The 22,123-nt window shown below is 63.1% G+C and carries 18 protein-coding genes, 1 pseudogene and 1 CRISPR repeat array; of the genes and pseudogenes, 17 read left to right on the plus strand and 2 right to left on the minus strand.

Going from position 1 to position 22,123, the window contains the following annotated elements:
* Nucleotides 1–188: 188 nt before the first annotated feature.
* Together ACHQ4I_RS08815 and ACHQ4I_RS08820 are read left to right on the plus strand one after the other, a co-directional pair.
* A complete protein-coding gene (locus ACHQ4I_RS08815; protein WP_420771196.1) occupies nucleotides 189–1,568 on the plus strand; it encodes an NsdA family TPR-like regulatory protein in 1,380 nt (459 codons plus the stop codon).
* Nucleotides 1,552–1,932: a hypothetical protein gene (locus tag ACHQ4I_RS08820; protein ID WP_420771197.1), complete on the plus strand. Its 381-nt coding sequence runs from the start codon at nucleotides 1,552–1,554 to the stop codon at nucleotides 1,930–1,932. The genes ACHQ4I_RS08815 and ACHQ4I_RS08820 overlap by 17 nt, the downstream gene beginning before the upstream one ends.
* A 447-nt stretch (nucleotides 1,933–2,379) precedes the next feature.
* On the opposite strand, the gene ACHQ4I_RS08825 is transcribed toward ACHQ4I_RS08820, so the two are convergent.
* Both ACHQ4I_RS08825 and ACHQ4I_RS08830 read right to left on the minus strand, forming a co-directional pair.
* The gene (locus ACHQ4I_RS08825; RefSeq protein ID WP_420771198.1) at nucleotides 2,380–3,297 is read right to left on the minus strand and encodes a phosphotransferase; all 918 of its coding nucleotides are present in this window, start codon (nucleotides 3,295–3,297) and stop codon (nucleotides 2,380–2,382) included.
* Entirely contained in the window at nucleotides 3,294–4,667 is a 1,374-nt protein-coding gene (locus ACHQ4I_RS08830) for a helix-turn-helix transcriptional regulator (RefSeq protein ID WP_420771199.1), read from the minus strand. Before ACHQ4I_RS08830 ends, ACHQ4I_RS08825 begins: the two co-directional genes overlap by 4 nt.
* 276 nt (nucleotides 4,668–4,943) lie before the next feature.
* Here ACHQ4I_RS08830 and ACHQ4I_RS08835 point away from each other — a divergent pair, with 276 nt between their 5' ends.
* The 15 genes and pseudogenes from ACHQ4I_RS08835 to cas1e form a co-directional block, all read left to right on the plus strand.
* On the plus strand, nucleotides 4,944–5,129 hold the full coding sequence (locus tag ACHQ4I_RS08835) for a hypothetical protein (RefSeq protein ID WP_420771200.1): 186 nt from the start codon (nucleotides 4,944–4,946) through the stop codon (nucleotides 5,127–5,129).
* A gap of 181 nt (nucleotides 5,130–5,310) precedes the next feature.
* A complete protein-coding gene (locus tag ACHQ4I_RS08840) occupies nucleotides 5,311–5,760 on the plus strand; it encodes a hypothetical protein (protein ID WP_420771201.1) in 450 nt (149 codons plus the stop codon).
* Nucleotides 5,761–5,915: 155 nt separating this feature from the next.
* Nucleotides 5,916–6,254 (plus strand): hypothetical protein, encoded by a 339-nt coding sequence (locus ACHQ4I_RS08845; protein ID WP_420771202.1) that lies wholly within the window; start codon nucleotides 5,916–5,918, stop codon nucleotides 6,252–6,254.
* Between the two features lie 176 nt (nucleotides 6,255–6,430).
* On the plus strand, nucleotides 6,431–6,796 hold the full coding sequence (locus ACHQ4I_RS08850) for a hypothetical protein (RefSeq protein ID WP_420771203.1): 366 nt from the start codon (nucleotides 6,431–6,433) through the stop codon (nucleotides 6,794–6,796).
* Nucleotides 6,793–7,605 (plus strand): hypothetical protein, encoded by an 813-nt coding sequence (locus ACHQ4I_RS08855; protein WP_420771204.1) that lies wholly within the window; start codon nucleotides 6,793–6,795, stop codon nucleotides 7,603–7,605. Before ACHQ4I_RS08850 ends, ACHQ4I_RS08855 begins: the two co-directional genes overlap by 4 nt.
* The gene (locus ACHQ4I_RS08860) at nucleotides 7,512–8,132 is read left to right on the plus strand and encodes a nucleoside hydrolase (protein WP_420771205.1); all 621 of its coding nucleotides are present in this window, start codon (nucleotides 7,512–7,514) and stop codon (nucleotides 8,130–8,132) included. The genes ACHQ4I_RS08855 and ACHQ4I_RS08860 overlap by 94 nt, the downstream gene beginning before the upstream one ends.
* Before the next feature lie 2,120 nt (nucleotides 8,133–10,252).
* Nucleotides 10,253–11,299, plus strand: a pseudogene (locus tag ACHQ4I_RS08865) (IS110 family RNA-guided transposase).
* A 494-nt stretch (nucleotides 11,300–11,793) separates the two neighbouring features.
* Nucleotides 11,794–12,078: direct repeats of the CRISPR family, unit length 28 nt; unit sequence GTGCTCCCCGCGCACGCGGGGATGATCC.
* A gap of 498 nt (nucleotides 12,079–12,576) precedes the next feature.
* Nucleotides 12,577–15,468: a CRISPR-associated helicase Cas3' gene (gene cas3 / locus ACHQ4I_RS08870; protein ID WP_420771206.1), complete on the plus strand. Its 2,892-nt coding sequence runs from the start codon at nucleotides 12,577–12,579 to the stop codon at nucleotides 15,466–15,468.
* Nucleotides 15,469–16,195: 727 nt separating this feature from the next.
* Nucleotides 16,196–16,399 (plus strand): hypothetical protein, encoded by a 204-nt coding sequence (locus tag ACHQ4I_RS08875; RefSeq protein WP_420771207.1) that lies wholly within the window; start codon nucleotides 16,196–16,198, stop codon nucleotides 16,397–16,399.
* 47 nt (nucleotides 16,400–16,446) lie between these two features.
* Nucleotides 16,447–18,105, plus strand: a complete 1,659-nt coding sequence (gene casA, locus ACHQ4I_RS08880; RefSeq protein ID WP_420771208.1) for a type I-E CRISPR-associated protein Cse1/CasA — start codon at nucleotides 16,447–16,449, stop codon at nucleotides 18,103–18,105.
* Nucleotides 18,102–18,743: a type I-E CRISPR-associated protein Cse2/CasB gene (casB, locus tag ACHQ4I_RS08885; RefSeq protein WP_420771209.1), complete on the plus strand. Its 642-nt coding sequence runs from the start codon at nucleotides 18,102–18,104 to the stop codon at nucleotides 18,741–18,743. The genes casA and casB overlap by 4 nt, the downstream gene beginning before the upstream one ends.
* 22 nt (nucleotides 18,744–18,765) lie before the next feature.
* Entirely contained in the window at nucleotides 18,766–19,887 is a 1,122-nt protein-coding gene (gene cas7e / locus ACHQ4I_RS08890; protein ID WP_420771210.1) for a type I-E CRISPR-associated protein Cas7/Cse4/CasC, read from the plus strand.
* Nucleotides 19,884–20,609 (plus strand): type I-E CRISPR-associated protein Cas5/CasD, encoded by a 726-nt coding sequence (gene cas5e / locus ACHQ4I_RS08895; RefSeq protein ID WP_420770345.1) that lies wholly within the window; start codon nucleotides 19,884–19,886, stop codon nucleotides 20,607–20,609. Before cas7e ends, cas5e begins: the two co-directional genes overlap by 4 nt.
* Nucleotide 20,610: 1 nt before the next feature.
* On the plus strand, nucleotides 20,611–21,294 hold the full coding sequence (gene cas6e / locus ACHQ4I_RS08900) for a type I-E CRISPR-associated protein Cas6/Cse3/CasE (protein ID WP_420770344.1): 684 nt from the start codon (nucleotides 20,611–20,613) through the stop codon (nucleotides 21,292–21,294).
* 2 nt (nucleotides 21,295–21,296) lie between these two features.
* On the plus strand, nucleotides 21,297–22,123 hold an 827-nt coding region (cas1e, locus tag ACHQ4I_RS08905), incomplete at its 3' end, for a type I-E CRISPR-associated endonuclease Cas1e (protein WP_420771211.1).

Raw genomic sequence — 22,123 nt, forward strand, 5'->3', positions numbered from 1 at the left:
CACCCAGCGATCAGGCCGAGATGAATGCACGAAAACCACTGCTGTGCTAGGTATTCCATCGACCTGGCCAGTGATGCGGTGTTCCTACGGTCGCAGTTTTGCGACGATGCGGGAAGCAACGATAGGGGCACTGCGGTGGCACTTTGGGGGTACGCTTCTCACACGAACTGGTACGGGGGTGAGTGCAGATGCCTGTGCAACTCTTATGGACCGGCTTGGAGGTGCGCGCTCTGCGCGACGCACTGCGGGAAACCCGGACCGGCTTCTGCGAACTCACCGGTGTGCGCTTCGATGCCCTTCGAAAGTGGGAGCGTCGGGGGCCGACGCTGACGCTGCGCGCGGTGAACGCCGCGATCATGGACACTACCCTCGCTCGGACGACCGTCGACCAACGCACGCGTTTCGAACTGCGCTGCGCTGAGCTGCGCCGGGAGCACAACCTGTCCGAGGCATCGAATCCGACGCCTAAGCTCATTGGTGAATGTCCCAAGCGGTCACCCGCACCGCATAAATCGCAGTACCTCATGGAGATCAACGACATGAACCGCCGTTCGCTTCTCAGCATGCTGGGTGTCGGCAGCGCTGTGCTTGCGACACCGGTCGACTGGGGTCGGATCGTCGCGGCCACGAGGACAGGTTCGGTCGACGCAACCGCCGCCGAGCACTACACAGTCATCAACCGAGCGCTTTGGCAGGATTACTCCGCCGTAGAAACAAAAGCTGAGATGTTCGCGGCGGTTCGCGGTCATCTCGACAAGCTGATCGACGGTGTGCGACACGCGCGCAACAACGACGTCCGCACACACCTATACGAACTGAGCAGCGAGGCGCTGCAACTGCTCGGCGAGATCCTGTTCGACAGCGACGACTACCACGCTGCAGCGTCCTGCTACACCCTCGCCGCATCGTTCGGAAAAGAAGCCGCCGCGCACGACCTGTGGGCATGCGCGCTGACCAGACACGCCTACTTGGGCATCTACAACCACCAGTACGCCGCCGCGATCCCGCTCCTGGAATCCGCCAGTTATCTTGCGCAGCAAGGTGATTCCCAACTGGCCACTCGCTACTGGGTCGACGCTGTACACGCGCAAGCCCTCGCCGGCCTTGGCGACGCCGCCGGATGGGCACGCGCCGCCGAGTCCGCGCAAGGTGTGCAAGAGTTGGGCCGCGAAACGCTGACCGGCTGGTTACGCTTCGACGGCACACGGCTGGACGAGGAACGCGGCCATTGCCTGGTCCAACTCGGACAGCACGAGCGCGCCGAAACCACGCTGGTGACCCTGCTGGATCGGCCGCTATCTACGCGCCGACGGGCGGGTGTCCTCATCGACCTGGCCGCGAGTTCCGCACTGCGGCGAGATCCGGTGCAATTGGTCGCCTTCGGCAACGCCGCCCTCGACACGGCGCACCGAACACATTCCGGATACCTTGGTCGCCGACTGGACGACCTGCGCGAGCACCTCCACCCCTTGCTCGCCGACGTCCACGTCCGCAATCTCGACGAGCAGATCGCATACTTACTGTCGCCAACGACCACCCCGAGGAGAGACGTTGCTCAACGACACTGACCGCGGCCGGATCTTCCGCAACGCCTGGATCGAAGGCGTCCGCACCTACTACTCGGGTGAGCCCAAACCCGGTTACGTCGCAGGGTGGGAAGACATGCCGGGCTGGGAACAAGCCGCCGCGATCGCGGTATACGACCAGGTGGCCCAGTTCCTGACCGCCACCGACGGCGCCGCAAACAAACTCACGCCTGAGCAGAAGGGCCGATGGGTGGCCCTGTGCTGGATCGGACAGATCCACAAGCACTTTCCCGACCCGAAGCCGTCCTACATCGCCGATTGGAACGATCTGCCGGATTGGCAGCGGCAGACCGATTCACACATCTTCGAATCCATCGAAGCGTCGATCGGGGCAATCACTCAGTAGGTCCTTCAGATAGGCCCGGTTCCCGGGCCTATCCTTGTAAATAGAAAACCCGGCTGCTCTCTTGTAACTGCACGTGTCGTAAAGCGCGTGTGCTGCAGGCCGTTTGGTGCCCGTGTCGAGAATGACTGCTCGATAGCCGGCCGTTCCGGGCATCGGCTTCCAGGCGGGCCAACAGTTTTTGAGCGATGCCGCGTCGGCATACGTGAGGCTCGACGTGCATGCGTTTGATCTCGATGGTTTGACCGGTTGGATCACATGAGTGGCGTCAGTAGCAGCCGCAGCCGTGGTGAGACTGGTATCTGGTCCGGATGGCGCAGAGTTTCTCGTTAACGGCGTGTGCTTTGGTGATCATGGTGGCAGCGTCAGCCGAATCGTATCGCTTGGTGCGCAGTACAACTGCCTGAGTGCGAGTTGAAGCCTTCATGTGACGATCTTGCATTCTCATTGCTATCGATATGGAGACCACTTCGTCTGTGTATCACCGTCTCGGAAACTTCTGAATCGATTTTGCCATTCTTCTGTCAACGTGGGATTCGTCCTGAGTACGGGGAGTACGCTGGTGACGAGCTGGAGCTCTCGGAGCTGCCGTAGCACGGGAAAATGCCGCCACCGAGTGATGTCGAAGCCGTATTCTTCAACCAATTGTTGATGATAGTTCGTTGCGTACTGAAATCGAATATTCCCCAACGCAACTGGCGCGAGGTCCCATTCGCGAGGCCCATAGGCTGCAGAGTCGAAGTCGCAGATTACTGGGCCGAGTGGTCCAGGTATGAGGTTGCCTGCGAATCCATCTCCATGAATCGGACCGGAAGGCAGCTGAAAGTCGATACGAGCGAGCAGTTCCTCGGTCTCATCGCACTTGTTCTCGAGGAAGTGCTGGTCACGGGGTTCAAGCACGTCCTGTTCGGCGATTCTTTGGCGGATACCGGAAAGCGGCTGCCAGGGGGGCAGCTCGAAGGCCGGGTCTGGCAGTGCGTGGTATCGCCGAAGAATCCTGCCGAGGTCGTGCCCATTCGGCGGCGCGGCCGTCGCTGAGGGACTTACCTTGTGCCAGAAGGTGACTTCGTGCTGATCGAGACGCAGTGGCTGTGGAAACTCCTCGATCAGCCGAGCAGAGGGCATGTTGTAATCAGCAAGCCAACGCGCCACAGCGACGACCTTGGGCACTCGATCTCGAACGGCCGCGGATCCAGGTATGCGGACAACGACGGACGCGGAGGCCAGTGACCACACGGCATTGTTGGTGAATTTGATCAGCTTCGCACCAGAGCAATCGAGTCCCAGCGTTGCGCAGGCGTCGCTCAGAATCTTTGCGGCCCATTCGGTCTCAATGTCTGGATCAGTGGGTGAAGTAGCCTTCGTCATGTAAGCGTCCGTAGCGAATCTATGGCACTCGCGAGATCTTGCAGCTCGGTGTCGCTCTTCTCGTGGCTGGCGATCTCGTGTAACGGTGCCAAGCGGTCGACTGTCCGTATCGATCGTACGGCTGAGGCGGTCGACAAAGCTTCGTATCCGGCCTGGACGCCCGATTCGTTGTCACCCGCGCGTAGATGTGCTGTGGCAAGACTGATCAGCTCGAACGTTCGGCTACGCGTCATGTCCGGACCTCTCATGGATATTGCACTCTGGATGTTCCGTACTGCGTCGTCAAGCTCCGCCTGAGTGGCGCTCCGCATCGCAGTCAACGCCACACCGATAGAGGCGTTGAGATCGGCATCGCCGAAGAAACGGACCCACGCCTGTGCGTCGTCTGGCTCGGACCGCGCGAACTCGTCCTGCGCTCGACTGAGTGATCGGCGCATCTGTTGGCGATCGTCGAGATGGGCATAGGCGACACCCTCGTTGGCGCAGAGCATCGCAACTGTGAGGGTGCTGCCGGAGTCCTGGGCTGTGATCTGACCGAGCTGGAAGAACCTGAGTGCCTCCAAGGGCATCTGTCGGTGAAGGTGCAGCCGCCCCATGCGATACAAGACGTTGGCCGCCAGGGAATGGTCGTTGCCTTCTCGGGCCAGCTCTAGCGCTCGGGCGAAGTGTCGGCGAGCAACGCTGTACATGCCGACATCGAATGAGGTCCATCCCGCGAGATTGTGTAGATCGGCGAGCGCCAACAGCAGCTGCCTCCGGGTTGTGTCGGCGCATTCGGCGCCTAGCAGTTGCTGCGCCCAGCGCACTTGGGCTGCCACGGCGTCTCGGCAAGCGCCGCCTCCGTGTCGATAGTCGACCGCGCGCATTGCTGCGGTGATCGAATTGATGTTCTCCACGTCGAACGTGCCGACATGTGTTGGCGCCGGCATGCTTTCGCGGTCAATGGGCTGCCACCAGTGGGCGATCTCGCTGACGCCGGTACCCATCGTGACATTTGCTGCGTGCGACAACAGGTTACGGACCTCGTCGCGTTCCGAAGCGTTGGTCGAACACGTCGCGGCCGCTAGGTCGAGGGCGGTCTCGGTCGTATCATCGTAGGCTAGGCCCATATATCCGCGCGGGATGCCGAGTCCGTCGGCGATACGCACCAACAAGTCGTAGGCCATGATTCGGCGGCCCTTATAGAGGACCTCATACACCTCCGAGGCGCTTTGGCCGGTAAATCGAGCAATACTCCGTTGTGAAATGCCGACGCGTCGTAGGAGTTCGTACACCCTTTTCAGGTCTCGGGATGCGAGCGCGTGCCGCATCTCTTGGGATTCCCACGCGGCCGGACTAATCCGCGCTGGCTGGTCCTGCTCAAAGTTCACTGCGACTCCATCTGTCGGCATCACCGAGCCAAGCTGTTGGAATCCAGGCTAGCCGTCAACCAAATCGATTGGGAGGACTAGCCCAACTAGTCATCGAAATAGCTAGGCAATCTAACCGGTTGATGGGCTTACGCCGGTCCCGGGCATGCGCCAATTCTTGTGTCACAACACATACCCGCAGAAAGGGCGGTGATGAGAAACGTATCGGGATTGATGCTGTCGCTGTTCCTCCCTCGTTCTGGCTCACTTTCACCGATCGCCGAAAGGGGTGGAGTGATGGTGGATAGGACGAAACTCAATGAATCGCAGTCGCGTCCCCTGGACGACTGCGGCTGGGAGCCCGAGCGCTTGGATTGGGAGACGGCCCGGACGCTGTGGGGGATCCACAGTAGTCACGCTCCGAACTGCAAAGCGCTGCTGGCGGCGGGTGCGGCATTGTCCGCTCGTCCGGACGAGGACTGAGTAGTGGACTCGCAACAGGTTCGTCGGCAACGGGTGGCGGGGATGGCTGTAGTCGCAGCCTTCTCCGCTGGGGCGAGTCGGGGGCGTGCGAAGGCGGTGTCCTGCCGTCGGTACGGATACGGCACGGCGGCCGTGCAGGCGAGTAGCAAGCCGGGCGGGGATCACCATCGGAGGGGCAGCGATGTTCGAAAGTTGCCATAGCCCTGGGGAAGTCGCGTTGGTTTATGCCCAGCGATTTGGTGTGCCGGTCCGGCTGTTCGATCGCCGTTTGTTCTTCCTCACCAGCCTGACCTTGGGTGCGGTCGCGATGCCGCAACAGCTGGGGCAGCGAGTCCGGAAGACGGTTGGTGACCAGTTTCCGCTGCCGATCATCCGGCACTCCGAGCGTGGTGGGCAGTGGCTCTTCGTAGTTGGTCCCAACCGCGGACATCTGCGCAACCGTGCCCTGCCCGCGCTGGCGCGCCACGACGCCCGCATGCTGGCTTCTGGGGTCCGAGTGTGGTTGCCCATGAGCGACTATTCGGTCGGATGGCATTGGCACTCACCGCTCTTGGCTGGCGAAGACGCCATACCGCCACGCACGCGTGTGCTGCACGCAGCCCTTGATGTCATCGAAGGCGGCGGGTGTTGATGGCGCGAGTACTTATGGCGCGGTTGCTTGACGCCGAGCAGTTGCTCGCGGCGATTTCGGGACATGTAATCAGCGGCGGGTCTCCGTTGACCGGATGGGCGCGAGAGTTAGCGGAACTGCACGCCGGCGCGCGGCAGCAGTCCCGTGTCGAGCATATGACGCGACCATTTGGCACCCACCGCAATATCGATGCCGATGCGGAGATCACCGCTGTGGTGGATGCCATAGACGGATGGGTCGCCACACACGTCGCGCGGGAGCGCAGCGCGCCGATGCATACCCATTCGCTGGGACAGGTGATCAGCCATATCGCCGAAACCTATGTCCAGGCGTGGTGGATGGTTTTGCACTGCGCCGACGTGGATGTGGGCCATCAGGCGTGGTCACGGCTGGCCGAAGCAAGGGAGGGATACACCGCGTTGCTCGCGGAGATCCAGAACGGCCACAGGCAGCTGCCGTTGGGCTGGCAAGGGGTTCGGAGTCCATCGAGATGATATGGGGAACAACGAGATTGGGTCGCAACATTCCGATCGCGCTCGAATTGCCGAACGCGGAGAACCTTATCGCGCAGTTCGCGGTAGTACTGCCTGTGCCGGAGCGTGGGTCGAGGTTGCGACGGGCGGCGCGGCGCATCATCGGTCAGTCCGACCGGCATCGGTGCTTGCGGGCGATGGCCGAGGCGCCGGAGTTGATCAGTGCGCTGGCCCTGGCGATTTTGGATCGCCATCAGGCGTGGGCTGAGGGTCTCGCGGTGTCCAGTGTTGCTGATCCGCTCAAGGACGCGGCCGAGTCCGGCGCAACCGATGTCGACCGGCTGGTCGACATCATTGATTTTCTGGTGGCCGAACTTGTGGGTGTTGACCGCGACAACGCCGAGGTCGGGGTACTGGTCTCGGCGCTGGCATGGCGGTGGATCACTCATGTTCGCTGTCCGAAGTCCGACACTGGCCTGGCTGCCGTCAGTCGGGCCGCCCGTGCATTGAACGCGCGCTTGAACGAGCTGCCTGCGCCTGGGCAAATGGGAGTGGATCTGTGAGTCCGTTTCTGCCGCAACGCAAACCGAAACCACCAGTTGTGCTCGGCTACATTAACGCCGCACGCCTGTCCTGCGAGCATACGCCCGAGCAAGTCGGGTTGCCGATGCGCGCCCGCGCCGAACGGTGGGGCTACACGTGGGGTGGCGTCTATGTTGATGAAGACACCACGGGCCAGACCGTTGCCGCGCTGACCCGTCGGGCCGCTGCGAACCCGCACGTGTGGCTGATCGTGGTGCCCACCGACGAACACTTGCCAACCCCGACACGCAAGATCTTCACCGGCCACAGTTGGGTCCGCGTCGTCACCGCCGACAGCGACGACGGTTCGGCGCTGATACCGCCGAACCGCGTGTCGGTCCAGGTCGCCACCGAACCGATCCATCCGCTCATCCCCGAGCCGGGTTGCGCCACAACCGATTCGCCGCAAGTCAAGGAGGATCCGCTGATCATTCTCGACACCGATATCGGTTACGACCCAGACGATTTCGTCACCCTGATCATCGCAGCACAGTCGGTGGCGAATCTTGCTGTGGTCACCGCTGACGAGACCCGTGGGCGGCGCGCCGAGTTGGCACGTCACGTTCTGGATCTGATGGACCGGTCCGACGTCGCCGTTATCCCGGGAATAGATATCGGCGGCGAACACCGGTTCGTGATGGACGAATTCATCGACCGCCCCACCGAACCGACGCCACCTCCGACCCCAACGACGCGGTGCTCGACACCGCCGACGGGCTCGTCGAGAACCTCACGCGACTGTGTGCGACGACCGACGGCCCGATCCGCTGGGTCGGCATGGGCCCGATGACCAATCTATCTGCCGTGTTGAGTCTGGTCCCCGATCTCGCCGAGCGGATCGTGGTCACCCAGATGGGGGGCTGGCTGGATCGATACCGCGACAAGACGCGTGCCTCGCACAACTTCCACACCGACCCCGTCGCAGCAGGCGTAGCGCTTCGCCTGGTCCGCACACCCCAGCTGGTCCTGTCGGATTTCACGAATTGCTCCGCGATCGACGTCACCGCCGACTCGGAACTACTGGCGCGACTGCGATCAGCGACCGCACCGAAGTGGGCGACGTTGCTGGCGGCGAATTTCGACGCATGGTTTCAGCACCAGAGCACCAAGGGGCGGCGGCGCGGCAGCTGGATGCACGACCCGCTCACCCTCTCCGCCGCACTCGAATTGCCGTTCGTCACCTTCACTCCCGAGCGGATCCGGATCGAACGCGACGCCCGCATCTACCGCGACCCCGACGGCCACGCAATGGAAGTCGCGTGTGCAGTCGACTATGACGGCTTCCTCGACTGGCTGCACAAGGGGGTGTGCGCGTGAACTGGCGACGTTGGATCCAATCGCATCCACCACAGACGCTCTCCATCTCGGGCCGCCCAACCTCGCACTACCCTTCGCCCGCACGCAGGCACGCTACGGCGGGCGAAGGCCATGTTCGGCTGTATGCCGATTGCGGGCGCGCGAAATTCGACAGCGACAACCGCTTGATCAGCGTGGCGTGCCCCGCCGTGCTCTGCGGCCCAGTCCCCCTGTCCGACAATCGGATCGGCACACACCACACATGGGACGCTCGACCATGCCAGTGGGGCGGAGCGCTGATCATCAACGACACCGACCCTGCGGCACAGGCGATCTCATGAACACCGCAACGGCCGTCGATCCCGATGACAGTGAGCACCTCCAGGATTGCCTCGCAGACCCAGGCATGCTCACCGAGAATGACGCGATCCGCGCCATGAGCATTCACCACAGCTGCCCACCCCAGTGCCTCGTTCTCGGCCGGGCACTAGACACCCTCAGTACGGAATACACGTTTGATCGCCGGGCCGAATCGCCAGTCCAGCGCCGCCGAACCTGGACATCAATTGACGACCCAACCTACGCGGTCGGAGGAATTCAGCGAGCTGGATCACCGTCTTGCCGACCGACTCCAGGAACTACACCGGCTCCAAGTGCGCGTTGAGGAGACAAAATAATTGCCCGACGACGATCTTCAGCATTCATCGAGATCGATGGTGCAGCGGCTCATTTCGGCGCCGCAACCGATCGCGGCCCGTACGTCGAAAGATGACCGACGAGATGATGGATGGGTAGACCTTAGCTGCGCGGCCGCGGTCGGACTTGCCGTGCTAACCCGTTGCCTTGCTGCGTTATTCGAGTACACGTGCGGGGAGCTCGCAAGCGAGTGCGGCCGCGACAAGTCAGTAGTAGGTAGGTGCCCACTTGGTGTGGCAGGCTTGGCATGCGCAGCAATCCGCTGCGATCTGAGGGGCGGCCTGGCCGGACGGGGGCACCGCTGACGTCCGCCGGGAGTTCGCACCCGAGCTGGGCAGACGAGTCGGTGGTGGGGGGGGTATGCCCCGGTGCGACGGGACTGGGCATATTCCGCCCTCAGCGGTGATTTGAAGCGCGGCTTGGCAAACGGGTTCGCCACAGGCGAACTCGACACCGACGACAACCTGGTCCTTTGTGCCGCCGGGATAGCCTCCACCGAAAGGGCAGATGGCGGAACGGTTGCACCCTTGCCTGACGTGAACGTGGATCGTCCTTTCCACGCCTGAGCTGTAGGCACGGGCCGCGATTAGCGAGGCAGCGATGTCATCGGTACGTACGAGGACACGTTCGACGGGTACCAGCGCAGGGACCTCATTCGATGGTTTCGTCCGTGGATACGCCGACGGACGTGGCTCGCTCGGTCGCTTTTCCGATGAATTCGATTCACCCACAACTATTTCTACATCTTCGATCGTGAGCTGAAACATGTTGTTCCGCTATCAATTTGGAAAGTGATGCACTTTGTCGTGGCTCCGGTTGCAGAGAGTCTGCGGTGATCGCCGTCAACGTTTCCAGCGGATCCGCAAGTGTGGGAAGGCGTCACCGGTGGGCAGATTTCAGCGCTCATGACGGAGGGGGGCTTCGATCTGCGGTGCGTCCAAGTTCCACAGTGGCGCCGTGTCTTGAGGCTTTTTCGTCAGGCTTGTCACCAGGACCGGCTCGTTCTCGGGTATGCGACTACCTTCGGCGATGACCTTGGCGTAGCGAACAGCGTCGAGGGCCGCGGACTTTATCTGCTCGTGAACCACGTAGATACGCAGGTCGTTTTCCCAGTCTCCTTCGGCGGCTTCCGGTTCGGCTGCTATCCAGGCGGTGATGAATCGCTGCTGCTCATCGGAGAGGTAACTCTGTAATGAGGGTGGCTGATCCGAGATCGGCTGGCAGGCTGACGTTTCGGCTCGTTAGGTGTGACTCAGGGTAAATCCGACCTCTCGATGGGTGTCCTGAAATGACTTGTCCACAGGACTGGCCGGACGTCGGTTTGCCCACCCGAATGGCTTGATCAGAAGATTTTCCGCTCCGGCGTGACCCATTACAGAGCTGCCTCCGGGTGAACCAATCCGGCGCCGCCCACCCGCAGCCCAGCGAAAGGAATCCCAAACTCTATGGCGCTCATCGCTTCCCGATTCGACTACGTGGTCGGGGTCGACACCCACGCCCCATACCTTCGCGATCATCAAAAGCCGCACCGGCGGCGTCGTGAATTCACGCGAGTTCCCGCGACCCGCGCCGCCATGGACCGCGCGCTGGCATGGATCCACCGACGCACCCACGGCTCGGTGTTCGCAGCGGTGGAAGGCACGTCATCCTACGGAGCTCGGCTCACTGCGGCCCTGACCGACGCTGGGATCCGTGTGGGTGAGGTCCGCCCGCCGGCGCGATCAGCCCGCCGCGGGCGACGGGAAATCCGATGCGATCGACGCTGAAGCCGCGGCCCGAACGGTGCTCGGGCGAGACGAAACCCGCTTTGCCACACCACGATCGGGGGAGACCGCACCGCTCTTCGGATCCTTCTGGCCCAGCGCCGTCTTCTCGACCAGCAGCGCACCGCCAGCCGCAACGCCTTGACCGCGTTGTTGCGCACCATCGATGTTGGGATCGATGTCCGCAAACCTGTCCCGGACGCGCAAGTTGCCTCGGTCGCGGCCTGGCGCACCGCAACTGGTCACGACCCGGCCATCACGATCGCCCGCACCGAAGCACGGCGACTCGCCCATGCAGTCACGGAATTCACAACCTTGTTGAGGCACAACCACACTCAGCTCGCGCAGTTGGCCGAACACCTTGCGCCGGGGCTGCAAGCTACACCTGGGATCGGTCCTGTCACCGCCGCGATCATCGTCTGCGCCTACTCCCACCACGGGCGCATCCGTTCAGAAGCCGCGTTCGCCGCACTCGCCGGAGTCGTACCGCTGTCAGCATCTTCCGGCAACACCGTTCGTCACCGACTCAACCGGTCCGGAGATCGCCAACTCAACCGCGCCTTCGACGTCATCGTCCGCACCCGGCTCAGCCGCGACCCCGAAACCCGCGCCTATGCCGACCGAAACCGCGCCCGCGGCAAATCACCCCGGGAAATCCGCCGGATCCTCAAACGCTACGTCTGTCGCGTCGTGTTCCGACAACTCCAAGCCAGCGCCGCTCCGGCTTGACACCGGGCATAGAAGAGTCATTTTGTGGAGGTGGATCGCGACATCGCAGCCGGGTCGCCGTAGACGGCCAATTCCCAGTCCAGGAATACTGTCTCGTGTCCGCCGGATGATCATATTCTTGCGATGCCCGCAGGCGCACGCAGACGGAGGGACTCCAGCACTCCGTGAGCTTTCGCATCGAGTGGATACTGACTGTCGGTTCCGGTGCGATCGACTCAGTGCTCGGGCGGAGTGACACGTTGTAACTCTGAGAGTGCGAATACGGATGGCCTGCACAGTCACCAGAGTCCGAATGCCATCCTGACAGCTTTCGGATGTGGGCCGTCGAGCCGACGATAAGCCGAGAGATCGGACATGTGCGCATCGAGCAACGTATCGTCGTTGGAGTGCCCGGCTGTCCCTGCCTCGTTGGAGGAGCTAACCGATGCAATGACAACGTGGACAAACCGATTGAAATTCTTCGAATCGTGCGAGGAAAAGCCAGGTCAAGAAGTGTGCTCCCCGCGCACGCGGGGATGATCCGTGGCCAACCCATGGGGCGAGGGCGATCAGGACGTGCTCCCCGCGCACGCGGGGATGATCCGCCGTTGGCTCGCCACGGCCAGGCATCTACCCAGTGCTCCCCGCGCACGCGGGGATGATCCTTCGCGGTCGTCGCTCTGGAGCAGCGGTAGGACGTGCTCCCCGCGCACGCGGGGATGATCCGTTTGAGTTCGCGCACGATGCAACCCAGGTCGTAGTGCAGGCTGGGTGCTCACCGCGCATGCGGGGATGATCCGGGAGGTAGCGCGCATCGGCCATACTCTGCCGCGTGCTCCCCGCGCACGCGGGGTGATCCGAACACGAATCGCAACGCAACCAAGCCGATCAGGTGCTCCCCGCGTACGCGGGGATGTACACCGATGGACTGTGAATCGGCGTGCGCCCCGCGCAGGCGGGGATGATCCGTGTGGCAGCGCGCGAGACATGGCCGGATACGTGCTCCCCGCGTACGGGGGGATGAATCTACAGCTAAGCCAACAACATAGCGGGCTCGGCGGATTGTCCTTCCGAGATATGGGCGACGATCGGTGTACGGGGTTCAGGTTCAGGCACGCCAGGGTTGTTGAGATCAATTGGTCGAAATGCGTGTGTGGGCTTGGGGTCACGCGTAGCGTGGCCGAAAGTTCCTCGGCGGTCACGGTATTGGATTTGTGGCCGGAGAGCTTGTCGGTGGGGGGTGTAAGGCTGGGTTGCATCTCCCGTGGCGAGAGTTTATGACCATCGTTTAGGGGTGGATGTTGGAGCTGAGCGAGGCTTCGCGTGCGGTGTGGGCGAAGTCGCCCAACGGTTCGGGGGGATGGCTTCCGTTGTGGCAGCACATGGACGATTCGGCTGATGTTGCCGGGTACTTGTTCGATGAGTGGCTCGCGCCGAATGTTGTGGGGTTGCTGGCGGCGGAGTTCGGTGGTGATCGTGAGGCGGCCCGGTGTGCGGTGCGGTTCTTGGCCGGTGTGCATGATCTCGGGAAAGCGACGCCGGCGTTCGCGATTCAGGATGTGGGTCTTGCTCAGCGGATGCGTGAGCATGGCCTGTATATGCCGATGGTGCGGCAGGAATTGGTGGACCGGCACTTGGCGCACCACACGGTCGCGGGGCATCATCTGCTGATTCGGTGGCTGGTGGATCAGGGGTGGACTCGTCGGTGGGCAGCGCCGTGGGGTGTTGTGTTAGGCGGTCATCATGGGGCGCCGCCGGATGAGGATGACCCGTTGTTTCCGGATAAGTATCCGGATCTGTTCGGCGCGGGCGTGTGGGTTCAGGTGCAGCGAGAGTTATTGAGCCGCATTGCGGAACGCACCGGTGTGTTGAGGTATCTGGGTGGTTGGCGTGAGCTGAAGTTGACCGCGCGGTTCCAGGTGCTGGTGACGGGGATCGTGGTCGTTTCGGACTGGATCGCCAGCAACGAGGAGCTTTTCCCGTTTCACACTGCTCGATTGCCAGAGGAGGTTGTCGATTCCGCGCGGTCTGTTCGGGCGCTGGCCGCGTTGTCGTTGCCGCGTCCGTGGTCGCCGTCGCGGATTCCTATCGCTGTGCCGGAGTTGTTCGCATCGAGGTTTTCGTTGCAAGCGGGAGCGCAGCCGCGGCCGGTTCAGATCGCGGCGTGCGAGGTTGCGCGGTCGATGGCCACCCCCGGATTGTTGATCATCGAAGCACCGATGGGGGAGGGCAAGACCGAGGCTGCGTTGGCGGCGGCGGAGATCTTGGCCGAGCGTTGGGGCGCTGGTGGTTTGATGGTGGCGCTTCCGACGCAGGCGACCAGCGATGCGATGTTTCATCGGGTAGTCGAGTGGCTCGACGCTTTGGGCGCCGATGGTCAACAAGTCGGTGGTTCGATCGTGCTCGGTCATGGCAAGGCCCGGTTCAATCGGTTGTTCCAGGGTTTGGTGCGCGCGGGTCGGATGCGGGACGCCGAGATCGGCTGCGATGAATCCCACGGCCATCGAGCGGCGGGCGTCGCGGCGTCCGCGTCTCACGCGGTCGTGGCCCATTCGTGGTTGTCCGGTCGTAAGAAGGCTCAGCTGGCGAACTTCTCGATCGGCACCATTGATCAGCTGTTGTTCGCGGGCCTCAAATCGCGGCATCTGATGTTGCGGCATCTCGGGCTCGCCGGAAAGGTCGTGTTGCTCGATGAGGTCCACGCCTATGACGCCTACATGAATTCCTACCTCACGATGGTTCTGACGTGGCTTGGCGCATACCAGGTTCCGGTGATCGCGTTGTCGGCGACTCTGCCGGCCGATCGTCGGCAAGCGCTGCTCGAGGCCTATCAGCAGGGTTTCGATCGTGACGGGGTCGGCGAAGCCGTCGACGCGGTGGGCTATCCGATGGTGTCGTGGACCAGCGGCAACGATGTGCGCACGCGAGCGGTCGAACCATCAGCTCGGTGCACGAGCGTGCACGTCGGGGCGCTCGGCGGCGAAGTCGATGACGATCGAGAAGCACTGTCGACTCTTTTGCTGGACAAACTATCCGAGGGTGGGTGCGCGCTGATTGTCCGTAACACCGTGCGCCGGGTGCTGGAAACAGCCGCCGACCTCGAGCGACACTTCCCCGGTGAGGTGAGCATCGCGCACTCGCGGTTCATCGCGGCTGACCGGATGCGCAAGGACATCGATCTGCTCGACCGATTCGGATCCCCGACCCGCGCGCTCGCGCGGCCTGGGCGGCATATCGTTGTCGCCTCGCAGGTGGTCGAGCAGTGCCTGGATGTCGACTTCGATCTGTTGATCACCGATCTGGCGCCGATCGATCTGCTTCTGCAACGCATGGGCAGGCTGCATCGCCATCAACGAGGCGAGGAACAGGTCGACCGGCCGCGGAAAGTGCGTACGGCTCAGGCGTTTATCAGTGGTGTCGAGTTCACCGACGGTGTGCCCGAGCTGGAATCCGCTGCGGCGCGCTACATCTACGGTGAGCACGTATTGCTGCGGGCGGCGGCGGTGTTGTTACCGAAGCTGGGCGCCACGATCAACCTGCCGGGTGACATCGCCCCGTTGGTGCAGGATGCCTACGGGGCGGGGGAGCTGGGGCCCGCGCAGTGGCAGCAGGCTATGGAGCACGCGCGGCAACGTTGGCTGGACAAGTCCGCCACCCGGATCGCGAAAGCCGAGACGTTCCAGCTCAAGCAGCCGTCACGGCCAGGTAAGGCGATCCTCGGCTGGGTCGCGGCGAATGTCGGTGACACCGAGGATGATTCGCACGGTCAGGGGCAGGTCCGTGATGGCGCCCCCAGTCTGGAGGTCGTGGTGGTCCAGCAATCGGCGACCGGCGAGTGGTTCACCCCGGCGTGGCTGGCGGACGGAGATGGCGGCCGCACCGTGCCGAGGGATGTGACCCCGTCGAACGATGTGGCCGAGATCGTCGCAGCTTGTTCATTGCGGCTACCGCTGGAATTCAGCAACGAGGACGCCGAGAGCGCGTTGTGGGCCGGTACTCCAGAGGCTTGGGAGTTCTCCCCACTCATTTATCGCCTGCCCGTGTTGGTCATCGACAGCGAAGGTCACGGCGAAATCGCTGGACGCGCAATCCGCTACACCTCGGACCGAGGACTTGAGGTGTTGCCGACCAGCGAGCAGATGCCGCCCGAAACTGGCGATCGGGCAACAGAAGTGAGAACTCGCTCATGAGTGCAACAAACGAACACGGGCTCGACCGTCTCGTCGAACCCGAGAGGATGCGGTCCGACATCGAGGGGCGTCGATGCCGGCTATCGATCCTTGAATTACTTGAGCAGGCAAAGGTTTTCACGACGATAAGCCGCGGCTGGGAGATGTTCGTGACGACGCCAACGGCTGCGGCTGTGCTGTACCGGTCGATCGACGGTCTGTCCGATTGGGTTGCACCTGTCCGAGATCAGCTGCGGGGAAGTCAAACGCTAACTGTCGCCGACACTTTCGTGTGGGCAGAAGAAGCCATCGCCACTCTGCCACAGAGGCGCAGTCGGCGACATCACTGGGACGCCGCCCGCAAGCGATGCGACCGAACAGTTTGCAACACACCGGGTTTCGGCCCAGATCGGTTCTGTCGACCCTTGCGCATCGCAGGCGGGGGCGAGTACCGTACCTCGGTGTTGCCGAAGCCACAGACCTCCCGAGGTTGTCGGGATGATCCAGGTCGTCAGAACCGATCGAGGTCAGGTAACAGGTGGTCCCCTCGGCATGAGGGGATGGCACGCCGACGTAAGAACAGGTGGGCCAGGAGAAGGACGGCCCGCCGACCACAGAAAGTGGTCGGCTCCCGCTGCAACGGGAGCCGACCTTCTTCCCACACGATCGAATCGTAGCGACAGGGAAGAACACCATGACCTTACCGATATTGCGCCCAAGGCAGGACTGCGGGGCGAAACCTCGACTGATGACCGCGCGCACATTGTTGATCTTCGCGCTCGCCGAGACCACAGGTATCGGCGCCGCTGTGGCCGCCGGACTTCGGACATGGACCGTGCAACCGGCACCACACACAACGCCCGCGATTCTGGCAACCATCAGTACTGGAATCGTCGCAAAGCTACTGGCCACACCTGTATTCGCCGGCGGCCTCGACCGCTTAGTCGACTGATCCAGCTGCCACTTCGAGGCATCGACACACAGAATTGAGACTCGCCTATGAGTGCTCGAAACGAACACGGCTTCAACCTGCTCGACCAACCATGGATCATCGCGCTCGGCGTCGACGGCCGCGAACGCGAGTTGTCGATTCTTGAATTGTTCGAGCAGGCAAAGGATTTGACGAAGATTGGTGGGGAGGTCCCCACGCAGGGTTTCGCGATCACGCGGATGTTGCTGGCGGTGCTGCATCGGGCGATCGACGGTCCGACCGATGTGGATGCCTGGGAGCAGTTGTGGGCCGCTGGTCAGCTGCCGGTGGATCGTATTCGAGCGTATGTCAGGCCGCTGCGGCACCGGTTCGATCTCTTCGACGCCCAGGCGCCATTCTTCCAGGTCGTGGATTTGCGGACAGCGAAGGACGAGGTGTCGGGGCTGGAGAAGCTCGTCGCCGACGTGCCCAACGGGCAACCTCTGTTCACTACTCGTTCCGCAGTTGATCTGCGCCGCATCGATGCTGCGGAGGCAGCGCGGTGGTTGGTGCATGCGCACGCGTTTGATCCGTCCGGGATCAAGTCTGGTGCCGTGGGCGATGCGACGGTCAAGAGCGGCAAGGGGTATCCGATCGGTACGGGGTGGTCGGGGCAGATCGGGGGAGTGCTGCCGCAGGGCAAGGACCTGCGGGAGACGCTGCTATTGAATCTCGTCGCCTACGAGGACAACCCGTACGTGCGTATCGGCGGCGTCGCTGATATTCCGCCATGGGAGCGCGATCCTGACACCGCGGTGTGGACTGAGCGCCCACCGAACGGGGCCATCGACCTGTATACGTGGCAGACCCGACGGATCCGGTTGGTGGGGGGTCGCGGCGGGGTGAGCGGGGTGGTGCTGGCCAACGGGGACAGGATCGTGCCGCAGAATCGCCACGGGATGGACCCGCACACCTGTTGGCGCTACAGCGAGCCACAGACGAAAAAGCACAAGACCGATGTCTATATGCCGTTGGTCCATGATCCGGAGCGTTCGGTGTGGCGGGGGATCAGCGCGATGCTGCCAGCGACTTCCGGTCGCCGCGCAAACCACAGCGGCGGGGACCCGCAACCGCGGTTGGCGCCGGGGATATTGCAGTGGATCGGCGAGTTGGGTTCGGCCGGTGTGCTGCCGCCACGCTATACGCCTCGGATTCGAATCATCGGTGCCGAATATGGTTCGCAGAGTGCGACATTCGCCGAAATTGTCGATGACGTGTTGCCGATGTCGGTGACTTTGCTGAGGGAGGATCGCCCCGCCGCCGGGCAGACCGCGACCAATGCGGTGGACGACGCCGAGCGCACCGCGTTCTCGGTGTGGAGCTTCGCGGAGAACCTCGCTGCGGCCGGTGGCGCCGAGCCGAAATCCGGTGCCGGTGACCGGGCCCGCGAGCGCCTGTACGCGGCATTGGACGCCCCTTACCGGGAATGGCTGACCTCGCTGGCGCCTGGATGTGACCTCGACCAGGCCCGCAGGCAGTGGCAGTGTCACGTTCGGGATGCGACATATCCGGTTACCGCGGAACTGATTTCGGCGGCACCGCCGTCGGCGTGGGTGGGCAGAGAGGTTCGCGGTCAGCTACTCAACGTCCCGCGAGCGGAAATGTGGCTGAATGCCGCCCTGCGTAAGTCGCTGCCGCTGGCCTACCCACGATCGGATAGCTCGATATCGAAGGAGGTGGTGGCGTGAGCACCGTCGAGGAGCAACCGACCGTTGCGGCCGCGCCGATGCGGCGTTTGGGGCGTCTGGGAGCTGCCCTGGAATGGCGGTTGAACCGGCTGCAGGACGAGTACCTGCGGGGATCGTCGTCGGCGCGTGCGGAACTGGCGAAACTACGTCGCGGGCTGGGCAAACCCGCGGGCAGTGTCCCTGAGATCTGGGATCTCACCATCGCCGCGGTGCCCGCGTCCCTGTATGCCGATGACCGATTCGACGACGGGAAGCCCAGTGCCGCTGAGGAAGCCGCGCACTCGGTGCTCACTTTGTTCGCCCTGCACCAGCAGTCGATGAGCGGCCGCGCGCATGTACCCGAGGTGTCTTTCGGCCGGGCGATCGGGTTGCTCGCACAGACCGAGGGCCGCAGCGCCGACGCGGTGGCGCGCAGGTTCATGGCGGTGGCCACCGCGCAGTCGATCGATGAGGTGCTCGTGCATATCCGCGGACTGGTCACCCAATTACGCACCGCCAAGAAGGGATTCGACTACGCACGGTTGGCCGACGACGTGAGCGCTCTACTCACTCCCGGCCGCGCCCAACGCGTGCGGCTGGTCTGGGGCCGCGATTTCTATCGCACCCCGAACAGCACCGATCCCGAACCCGCCGAATGACACCCACGGAAGGCAACCTCCGATGACCCGTACCCTGATCGACCTCCACATCCTGCAGACCGTGCCGCCGAGCAACCTCAACCGCGACGACACCGGCAGCCCCAAGACCGCTATCTACGGCGGTGTGCGGCGTGCGCGAGTGTCGAGCCAAGCGTGGAAACGCGCCACCCGCGCCGCCTTCGACGAGCACCTGGATCGCTCCGAACTCGGCGTGCGCACCCGACGAGTCGTCGACCTGCTGGCAGCTGAGATCACTACGCAGTCACAGGATTTGGCGGATCGCAGCCTTGCGTTGGCGTCGGAGGTGATGAAGGCGATCGGAATCACGGTCAAACCACCGAAAAAAGACGCCATCGACGAAGCCGGATATCTGGTCTTCCTCAGCCGCCATCAAATCCGGGCCTTGGCCGAGGCGGCGGTCGCCGCGGCCGAGGCCGAGGACGTGGCAAAAGCATTGCGGGAAGCCAAGGTCAAGGACTTGGCCGATCGTGACCATTCGGTGGATATCGCCTTGTTCGGTCGCATGGTCGCCGACCAAGCCGACCTGAATGTCGACGCCGCTGTCCAGGTCGCCCACGCCATCAGTGTGCATCCGGTGGAGACCGAGTTCGATTACTTCACCGCCGTCGACGATCATATCGATGACCACGAGACCGGGGCCGGGATGATCGGCACCATCGAGTTCAATTCCTCCACCCTGTACCGGTACGCGACCATCGACGTGAATCGGCTCAACGACAACCTCGGCGACGAGGAAGCGACCCGCCGCGCGGTCGAAGCGTTCCTGATGTCCTTCGTGCGATCCATGCCCACCGGCAAACAGAACACCTTCGCCAACCGCACCCTGCCCGAGGCCGTGGTGGTTCTGGTGCGCGACACCCAACCCATCAACCTCGTGGGCGCGTTCGAAAGCCCGGTGCGGGAATCGAATACCGGTGGTCGAGTCAAAAGGGCCGCGGACCTGTTGCGTGAGGAGGCACACGAGGTGCAACGCGCCTACTCCGAAACACCGGTCGCGAGCTGGGTGACCCGACTCGGTTCGGATACCGCCGGTTTGGACGATCTGGGCGCCAACGTCGCATTCGCCGACCTCGTCGCCGAAGTAGGTGCGCTGGTCGGGACCAGGCTCGGGGACCATCAATGACCGTGGTGGCCCTGCGCTTGGCCGGGCCGCTGCAATCGTGGGGAGCCAGTAGCCGATTCGTGCGACGAGGCACCGAGATCGCGCCAACCAAAAGTGGGGTGCTCGGGCTCATCGCGGCAGCGAAGGGCCTGCGCCGCACCGACCCCTTGGAAACGTTGCTGGGCTTGCGATTCGGTGTCCGCATCGACCAACCCGGGCAGCTGGTTCGAGACTTCCAGACCGCGCAGCGGCCCAAACGCGAACGCGACGGATCCACCACCTGGACCTCGCTACCGTTGTCGTATCGCTACTACATCTCCGACGCGGTCTATCTCGCAGTCCTCGAAGGCGAGCACGGACTCATCAGCGCGATCGACGCCGCCGTGCGAAGTCCCGAGTTCCCGCTCTACCTCGGACGCCGATCCTGCCCACCCGCCGGACCCATCGCGCTCGGAGTCTTCGACGAGGACCTGCAGACCGCGCTGGCACAACGCCCCTGGCTTGCCAGCACCGGGACCCAGCGCCGCACCCGCGACCTTATGGTCCGGTTGGCAACCGTCCGCGACGCCGCCGAAGGCGAAGACGACGGCGAAATGATCCGAGACACACCGGTGAGTTTCGACCCCAACCACCGCCAGTACGAATGGCGCTCGGTCGTGCGCGGCAACGTCACCGTGCCCAATCCCCATGGCACAACCGAACCCGGCGACGAACATGACGCCATGTCGGTGCTGGAGGTGTGAGATGTTTTTGACCAGAATGCCGATCAACCCCCGCCGCCGCGGCGCCCGAATACTGCTGTCCTCCCCACAAGCACTACACGCCGCGGTGTGCAGCGGATTCGCCGAGGCCGCGGCAACCGAGGAGGGACGAATCCTGTGGCGCCTCGACAACTACGGACCCCACCGCGTCCTGCTCTACATCGCCAGCCCGGACAAACCCGATCTCACCCACATCGTCGAACAAGCCGGATGGCCAACCACCCAAGCATGGGACACCAAACCCTACGACCGTCTCCTGGACCGGCTCACGGTCGGCCAGCTTTGGCAATTCCGCCTCACCGCCAACCCCGTCCACTCCGGCAGACGCGACGGCTGGGCCGATACCAAACCCCTGGCCCACGTCACCGCCCGCCAACAAGAACAATGGCTACTCGACCGAGCCGACCGCATCGGAATCCGAATACTGCCACGACAGGCACCCGACGCGACCGACAATGAATTCGAACTCGCCATCACCGACCGCTCAGTACGACGGTTCACTCGCGGCAACACACGCGTCACCATCTCCACCGCCACCTTCGAAGGCATCCTCGAGGTAACCGACGTTGCCGCACTACGACATTCACTCAGCTTCGGAATCGGACGAGCGAAATCATATGGATGCGGCCTGCTGACACTGGCCTACCCAACGCAGACGGACAAATAGCTGTGGGCACGATCGGGCGCAGACCCTCGGAATCCAAAGAGCTGGTACGCATATCGGACCGCGTCTCGTTCCTGTACCTGGATCGATGCGTCGTCAACCGCGACAGCAACGCCATCACCGCGACCGATGAGCGCGGCACCGTTCACGTACCGGCCGCCTCAATCGGCGTGCTGCTGCTCGGCCCGGGAACCACGATCACCCATCAAGCGATTTCACTGATGTCCGACAGTGGATCAACGGTGGTGTGGGTAGGAGAACGCGGCGTCCGGTATTACGCCCACGGCGTGGGGCTATCGCGATCCTCCCGTCTGCTGGAGGCACAAGCAGAGGCCGTGACCAACACGCGGTCGCGGTTGCGGGTCGCGCGGGCGATGTATGCCATGCGCTTTCCGGGCGAAAATATCTCAGAACTATCGATGCAACAGTTACGCGGGCGCGAGGGCGCCCGCGTGCGCGCGGTCTACCGCGAGCACTCGCAGCGGACCGGAGTCGAATGGAACCGGCGCACTTACGACGTCGAGGACTGGGATGCCGGTGAGCCGGTCAATCAGGCTCTCTCAGCAGCGAATTCGGCACTGTACGGCGTTGTGCACTCGGTCATAGTCGCGCTGGGATGCTCGCCCGCCCTCGGTTTCGTGCACACAGGCCATCACCGATCGTTCGTCTACGACATCGCCGACCTGTACAAAGCCGAGGTGACCATACCGATCGCATTCGATATCGCAACCGAAGACGTCGAAGACATCGGAGCCGTTACCCGAAGACGAGTCCGAGATGCCCTGCACGACGGGAAGATCCTCGAACGATGCGCCCGCGACATCCAGCATCT

The sequence above is a fragment of the Nocardia nepalensis genome (assembly GCF_048910785.1).
GTDB classification, from domain to species: domain Bacteria; phylum Actinomycetota; class Actinomycetes; order Mycobacteriales; family Mycobacteriaceae; genus Nocardia; species Nocardia nepalensis.

Bases quoted from the DNA above. Each gene is read 5' to 3' on its own strand.
- ACHQ4I_RS08845 (WP_420771202.1), top strand. From the start codon at position 5,916: ATGACGCGACCATTTGGCACCCACCGCAATATCGATGCCGATGCGGAG.
- ACHQ4I_RS08850 (WP_420771203.1), top strand. From the start codon at position 6,431: ATGGCCGAGGCGCCGGAGTTGATCAGTGCGCTGGCCCTGGCGATTTTG.
- ACHQ4I_RS08835 (WP_420771200.1), top strand. From the start codon at position 4,944: ATGGTGGATAGGACGAAACTCAATGAATCGCAGTCGCGTCCCCTGGAC.
- cas3 (WP_420771206.1), top strand. From the start codon at position 12,577: ATGTTGGAGCTGAGCGAGGCTTCGCGTGCGGTGTGGGCGAAGTCGCCC.
- ACHQ4I_RS08815 (WP_420771196.1), top strand. From the start codon at position 189: ATGCCTGTGCAACTCTTATGGACCGGCTTGGAGGTGCGCGCTCTGCGC.
- cas5e (WP_420770345.1), top strand. From the start codon at position 19,884: ATGACCGTGGTGGCCCTGCGCTTGGCCGGGCCGCTGCAATCGTGGGGA.
- cas7e (WP_420771210.1), top strand. From the start codon at position 18,766: ATGACCCGTACCCTGATCGACCTCCACATCCTGCAGACCGTGCCGCCG.
- ACHQ4I_RS08825 (WP_420771198.1), bottom strand. From the start codon at position 3,297: ATGACGAAGGCTACTTCACCCACTGATCCAGACATTGAGACCGAATGG.
- cas6e (WP_420770344.1), top strand. From the start codon at position 20,611: ATGTTTTTGACCAGAATGCCGATCAACCCCCGCCGCCGCGGCGCCCGA.
- ACHQ4I_RS08840 (WP_420771201.1), top strand. From the start codon at position 5,311: ATGTTCGAAAGTTGCCATAGCCCTGGGGAAGTCGCGTTGGTTTATGCC.
- casA (WP_420771208.1), top strand. From the start codon at position 16,447: ATGAGTGCTCGAAACGAACACGGCTTCAACCTGCTCGACCAACCATGG.
- ACHQ4I_RS08875 (WP_420771207.1), top strand. From the start codon at position 16,196: ATGACCGCGCGCACATTGTTGATCTTCGCGCTCGCCGAGACCACAGGT.